We start from the raw sequence: 5,816 nt of genomic DNA, 5'->3' as shown, positions 1-5,816 counted from the left end.
TAAAGAGTCAATGCGAATTGTATTTGATGAGCACCTGAGGCAATGGAATTATACTGCCATTCCTGACGCAACAACTTTATAAGTTGCCTAAGTTATTTCATGCACATTCCTAAAGCACCTTTAAGCGCTATAAAGCTTAATAAAGAAGGAACAGTATACCAACTGCTAATATGCTTTTCAGCTAACCAAGCTGTTAAGCGACTAGGCGATAAACTTAGGCGGGAAGGCAGAAAATAAACGCCTGCACCGCTGGCTAGGCTAGTAAATAAATCAAAGATAGAGAGATCAAAATGAAAGGGTGCAAGGCTAGCAATGCGGTCTTGTTTGCTAATAGCAAAAGTTTGGCCTGCCCAAGTAGAAAAATTGCTTAGTGCTTGGTGACTTAAAGCGACACCTTTAGGATTTCCCGTAGAGCCAGAAGTATAAAGAATAGCGGCTAATGCGTTGGGTTCGACGGATGTCGGCGTTATAGTTTTGGTTGTGCTACCCAGTAAAATATCAATATCTACCCATAACTCTGTTTTATCTAACCAAGCAGGCGCACTACCTTGTCCAATAATATAACTAGGTTGTGCATCTTGGATAATAAAGCTTAAGCGTGTTGCTGGATTTTTAATGTCTAAAGGCAGGTAAATAGCCCCCGCACTTAATATGCCATAAATAGCACTAGCGGCATTTATTCCACGATTTAGGGCGATGGCGATGCATTGGTTTTGTATTTTTTTGGCTTGCAGGAAAGCCGCTATTTTTTCAATGCGCGATTTTAAATCAGCGTAAGTGAGGACTTGATCTTCTTCGATGAATGCCGTTGCTTCAGAATTTTGAACGCATTGTTGAAAAAATGGGGTAACAATATTCATAGGAGCTTTGTTTTTCTGTATTCTGCAGGAGCCATAGAGACTACGGGTTGAAGTTGGTAGGGTGGAATTGCGGTAGCGTTTTCCACCATGGGTAGCAAACCGCGTCATCCATGACCAGCAAGGTGCTACGCTATTCGAGCTTACGTCCGGTTTATGTGCTGTTTAGCTTGAGGTATAAAATTTATTTCAATTTGATACCCCATTGCTTTAGCATATGCCTCAATAGTGGATAGTTTTGGAGAAATATTAGAATTAACATTCTCTAGCCTAGAAATATTACTTTTTTTAGTATGTAAAATTTCTGCAAGCTCTTCTTGAGTGAAGCCTGCATCCTTACGTATTTTAATTAGCTGCTTTCTAAGTGTATAAGCAGGGGTAAGGTTTTCATATTCTTGCTTTACATCTGAATTTTCTAATGCTTTTTTCTTAAAATTTGCGAATGATGGTCTCATGATTTAACCTCTTTTAACCTTTTACGAGCTATTTCCATTTCCTTATTAGGCGTTTTCTGGGACTTTTTAATAAAAGAATGCAGAATAACGACTTCTTTGTCCTTAATAGTACAAAAGAATGACCGTCCAATTCCTTCTGTGCTTTTGGCTCTGATCTCAAAAAGACCTTTACCTAAAGATTTTGTATACGGTAAACCAAGCGCTGGACCACATTCCTCTATCATTTCAGCTATATGTAAAAAGTTAGCTAAAATTCCTTTCGGAAAAGTCAGTGTTTCAGTCTCTACTTTTTGATTATAAAACGATATATGCCATTGCATGAGTTAAATGGTATCATTTATGATAACTATGTCAATCATCTTGATTAGTCAGAGTGGAATAGCGATAGCGTTTTCCACCATGGGTAGCAAACCGGGTCATCCATGACCAGCAAGATGCTACGGCTATTCCAGTCTACGCCCGGCCTAGGTGTTAGCTGTTTTTGGCATTGTTTTTTTGTATATTGCTAATCTGTTTCTTAATATAGTCTTTATTATGCTCCAGTACTTCAGCTGAGCGTTCATTCATATCAACGCGCCACCAGTCTTCTTTTTTCTCATGCTGATAAGCTAATTTATCAATGGATAATAAATCATAAATATTCACCCATTCATCATTTACTTTAAGCGCTAGGTTAGGGTTAAATAAATAATGACCGCGCTTGATGCGAAAAAATAGTTTACGGTTATTTTTCGCATCTTTACTGAATTCATTTTTAGCTAGAATGCTGGAAAGATAGGCGCGCTTTTTACGTCGTTCTGGTAAAACGCTATGGGGAAAATGTTCAACCGCATCGACAAAATCCTGACTGGAAAAAGCCCCCGCCATATGGATTATTTTTTCAGGGAGTGCACGATAAAACAAGGCAATCATCATATTGAGCATAAAAAACTCCATTTGGTGTTTATCTAGTTTTATTAAGCGCCCATCAACCTGAATACTGATACTGGTTGGCTCTAAGAGTCGGTAAGTTTCAGCTAATTTTTTACTGGCGTAATTCTGATCTCGACTGGCTTGAGATAAGGCTATTTGTAATGCGGTAAAACCATTTTCATCCACTTTTTCGGTATCAGCGCCCTGTTCAAATAAGGCTTGAATCACGCCTATATTTCCCGTCCAAGCGGCTACCATTAACGGTGTTTGATTAAATATATTGCGGAAGTCAGGGCCGTATAAGTTGACTTGCTTAATCACCGCATCGGGTTTTTTAAAGCTATAAGCGGCATAATGTTTTTGCTGTAATAATTGTAATCCCTTATCAGGATTTTGCGCGGGTTTAAAATCGGCTTTGAGCAAGCTATTAAGTAGCTTACGATCTTCATAAACTAAAGCGTATTCAAATAGTTCTAATTTGGCTTTTTTATTGTTTTGTGCAAGGGCTTTTTGTTTCAATTCCTCTAAATTTTCACCTGCGATGACGGTCCAATCAGGTGTTTTTTGTTTGAGAATTTCCGACCGAATACGTTCGGCTTGTTCTTGTTTCCCCTGTAATTCTAGCTTATGCGCTTCTTGTCTCCAGTCATCTAGGCTAGAATTATTATCGGCAATTTCCAGTGTATCCCGAGCATTATCCAAGCCTAGCAGGTTGAGTAATTTTTGTTTGGGTGCGCTTTCTATCCAATACAGGTTTTTTATCGCTCGCGTTAACGCAACATAGAGGGAGTTAATATAAAACTTGTAAATCTCTAATGATTTATCCGTTTTGTCTTTAGCGCGGGAAAATTTTATATCTTTTTCTAGGTCTTCTAGGGTGACACCTTTACTGATTTCTCGGTAGCGCTGTTCTTCTTGGGACAGAAAGTTGTAGAGAATAATATTGTCATATTCCAGCCCTTTAGCTTCTTGTATGGTAAAGACTAAAGGCGTACTAAAGTGCTGTTGTGCCATAGGTTTTTGCTCTGGGGTCATAACGATGACCGCAAAGTGAGTCGAGGCTTTGGTTTTTTTATCTAACTCTTGCTTGATATGATTATTATCTTGCAGAAAGACCACTTCACCTTGCGTGTGACCATTACTTTCGACTAAATAGTGGCTTTCTTTATCAATCGAGCCAAAACGATTGTTTTTTATTTTCAGTATTTTATTAGCAATCTCGGTTACTTGGGGTGAGTTCCGGTAATTGGTATTTAAAATACGAATCAGGTTTTCTGCACTGCCTAAATCTTCTCGTTTATAGAAGAGGCTTTTTACTTTTGACCAGGAAAAAAAGTTGGGGTGAACTATTTGATTGGAGTCACCACATAAAATAAAGTCGTGTGCTTGATGCAGGGATTTAATAATTAGGTAAAGCTGAATATTAGTGAGATCTTGCACTTCATCAACAATGACAAAATCATAACGCGCTTGTAGTTTATCTAAATACTGATGGCTAATGATATTGCTATCGTAGAGTTTATTTTCTTGTAAAAATTTAAGATATTTTTCAAAAATAGTGTAAACCGCATCACGTTCTTCTTGTAAAAAGATGGTTTCTTTTATGCCTAAAGCTAAATAATCTTCTCTGCTAAGCCAGCTTTTATCAGTTGCAGGGCCAGTGATAACGCCGCGAAACTCTTCAAATAATTTGTGCGCATCGTTGAGCTGTTTGCCTTGTTGATAGCGACTGAACCATTGCTGAAAGCGTTGAAAGGTAACAGGTTTACCTTCAGGGACATGGATGCTTTCTAAAAATTCTTGGAACGATAGAAAGTCAACTTGTTGATCTTCATTTTCGTAGTGATGGGCATAGTATAAATCACGTGAATTTTTAACTAGATAAGCTGATTGTGTGACATATAAAACATCGCCTATTGCGTGTTTCATTTTTTCTAAAGTCAGTGCGGTTTTTCCACTACCAGCTGAGCCAATAATAACTAATGGGGGTTGTAGTGCATAAACCGATTGTTGACTGTCATCAAAGGAGACAATTTTATCCAGTAAATTAAAGCTTTGATGATTTGGGTTTACATAAACTAGGGCTTCTGCTTTTAGCTCATCTGGCGTTTTAATTGTGGGGATTTTGCTTTCATCAAGGTTGATATTTTGCTTCAAAAATCGAGATTTTTCATATTCATGATTTTTAATATATTCCAGAATCAAAGCATAGGGTTTACCTAGATGTTGATAAATAGAAAACAGAATTCGGTCACTGCGGTTAAGCTTAGCACGATATAAATTATCCCCAACTTTTTTAACATCAGCTGAGTGGAAATCATCGTTTTCTAAAAATTTGATCAGCTTGCTTAGAGCCGGAATTGATTTAAGGTTGAGTTCGTTATATAGGAGAACTTGCATAGAGAAAATGGGGTTAGAATTTGTTAGCTTATTTGCTTTAAAAAACGATGACTATTAATAATGAGTTAATAGGGCGATTCAAAGTAGTCATCAGTACCGAGCATATTGACATATTTTTTGACTAGGGATTTAAAATTTTCAGACTGTGCTAAATAAATCCATTTATCAGAACGACCACGAAAACAAAAACGTTCTACCGAGAAAATTCGCTTTTCCTTATCTTCCAGGAAAAATCTAAGCATCGCTGTATAATTTTGGTCTGCGGCAGACATTAAACAATCCATTGCCCCCTTAGTATCAACCCCTTCTTGAGTGGGCATCATGTCTAGTAAATTACCTAAGATATTGTTTAGGTTTTCAGGTTCCGCATTTGATTCATAAATTGTTATGTATTTATCTTTACAATCTACTAGGTAACGCCTTGTTCGATGTAAAGCATTTACTTGATTTTTAACAAATTTTTCCTCTAGTTCGCTAATAAGGCGAGGGCGTATTTTGCGCATAAAAACCTGAGATTTTTCTGGGTGTTCATATATTTCATAACCTTCTGGTATCGTATCAACTGAGTTATTTTTTGGCTTTAATGAAAAGTAGTATTGAGTCTTGCCATACTTTGTTTTTCCTCTGCTTAAATAATATGTTTTGCCGACTCGGTTAGTATATTGTAACGCCATGTTTAATATATTTCCTTGGGTTTATTTATTCATATTTCGGAAGTGGCATTAAAAGTAATAACGGAGATTTGCCTGTTATTTTACTCTCTTTGCCCTTTGTATAAGTAATGGTATCAAATTCGCCATTTTAAATGGGCAGTATTGGGTGAAATAATCTTGAAAAACACTAATTGAATTCTTGCTCCTTAATGCGTATCCTTTGTTTTTACCCATTTTTTTTAACATGCGGTCTAGGTAGAGATGCAAAAGCATTTTGTCAGTTAGCATAAACTTCCTGTTTGAAAAACATTAGAAATTAGCTCCCTACCTTAAAGAGCAAAAGATATGCAGAGAAAAATTTTTATTTATACGCTTTTATTGTTTAATACAAGTCTCTATGCTGGTGAGTATATTTTAGGGCAAGGATATGACCTAGGCGCATGGAACATTGCTGGTTATAGCAGTTTTAAATTTAAAGCACCGACACAAAATCAAAGTTCAGCAGAAATTGAGCTTGATGATCTTGCCTTATTTGTACG

General features: G+C 36.9%; 6 protein-coding genes. 1 reads left to right on the top strand and 5 read right to left on the bottom strand.

Going from position 1 to position 5,816, the window contains the following annotated elements:
• Positions 1-92: 92 nt before the first annotated feature.
• The 5 genes from BQ7314_RS09490 to BQ7314_RS09470 all read right to left on the bottom strand — a co-directional run bounded on the left by BQ7314_RS09490 (position 93) and on the right by BQ7314_RS09470 (position 5,298).
• Positions 93-860: an AMP-binding protein gene (locus BQ7314_RS09490; protein WP_174483468.1), complete on the bottom strand. Its 768-nt coding sequence runs from the start codon at positions 858-860 to the stop codon at positions 93-95.
• A gap of 140 nt (positions 861-1,000) precedes the next feature.
• The gene (locus tag BQ7314_RS09485; protein ID WP_174483467.1) at positions 1,001-1,312 is read right to left on the bottom strand and encodes a helix-turn-helix domain-containing protein; all 312 of its coding nucleotides are present in this window, start codon (positions 1,310-1,312) and stop codon (positions 1,001-1,003) included.
• Complete coding sequence (locus tag BQ7314_RS09480) at positions 1,309-1,632, bottom strand: type II toxin-antitoxin system RelE/ParE family toxin (protein ID WP_174483466.1); 324 nt, start codon at positions 1,630-1,632, stop codon at positions 1,309-1,311. Before BQ7314_RS09480 ends, BQ7314_RS09485 begins: the two co-directional genes overlap by 4 nt.
• A gap of 151 nt (positions 1,633-1,783) precedes the next feature.
• Complete coding sequence (locus tag BQ7314_RS09475; RefSeq protein ID WP_174483465.1) at positions 1,784-4,624, bottom strand: ankyrin repeat domain-containing protein; 2,841 nt, start codon at positions 4,622-4,624, stop codon at positions 1,784-1,786.
• A gap of 65 nt (positions 4,625-4,689) precedes the next feature.
• Positions 4,690-5,298, bottom strand: coding sequence for a hypothetical protein (locus tag BQ7314_RS09470; protein WP_174483464.1), 609 nt, complete (start codon positions 5,296-5,298; stop codon positions 4,690-4,692).
• Positions 5,299-5,622: 324 nt separating this feature from the next.
• On the opposite strand from BQ7314_RS09470, the gene BQ7314_RS09465 reads away from it, so the two are divergent.
• Positions 5,623-5,816: hypothetical protein (locus tag BQ7314_RS09465; RefSeq protein ID WP_174483463.1), on the top strand; the 194-nt coding region annotated here is incomplete at its 3' end.

Source organism: methanotrophic endosymbiont of Bathymodiolus puteoserpentis (Logatchev) (assembly GCF_900128525.1).
Taxonomy (GTDB): domain Bacteria; phylum Pseudomonadota; class Gammaproteobacteria; order Methylococcales; family Methylomonadaceae; genus Methyloprofundus.
Note: the sequence above shows the minus strand (reverse complement) of the source record. Positions and strands in the feature narration are given on the sequence as shown.

Bases quoted from the DNA above. Each gene is read 5' to 3' on its own strand.
- BQ7314_RS09480 (WP_174483466.1), bottom strand. From the start codon at position 1,632: ATGCAATGGCATATATCGTTTTATAATCAAAAAGTAGAGACTGAAACA.
- BQ7314_RS09490 (WP_174483468.1), bottom strand. From the start codon at position 860: ATGAATATTGTTACCCCATTTTTTCAACAATGCGTTCAAAATTCTGAA.
- BQ7314_RS09485 (WP_174483467.1), bottom strand. From the start codon at position 1,312: ATGAGACCATCATTCGCAAATTTTAAGAAAAAAGCATTAGAAAATTCA.
- BQ7314_RS09470 (WP_174483464.1), bottom strand. From the start codon at position 5,298: ATGGCGTTACAATATACTAACCGAGTCGGCAAAACATATTATTTAAGC.
- BQ7314_RS09475 (WP_174483465.1), bottom strand. From the start codon at position 4,624: ATGCAAGTTCTCCTATATAACGAACTCAACCTTAAATCAATTCCGGCT.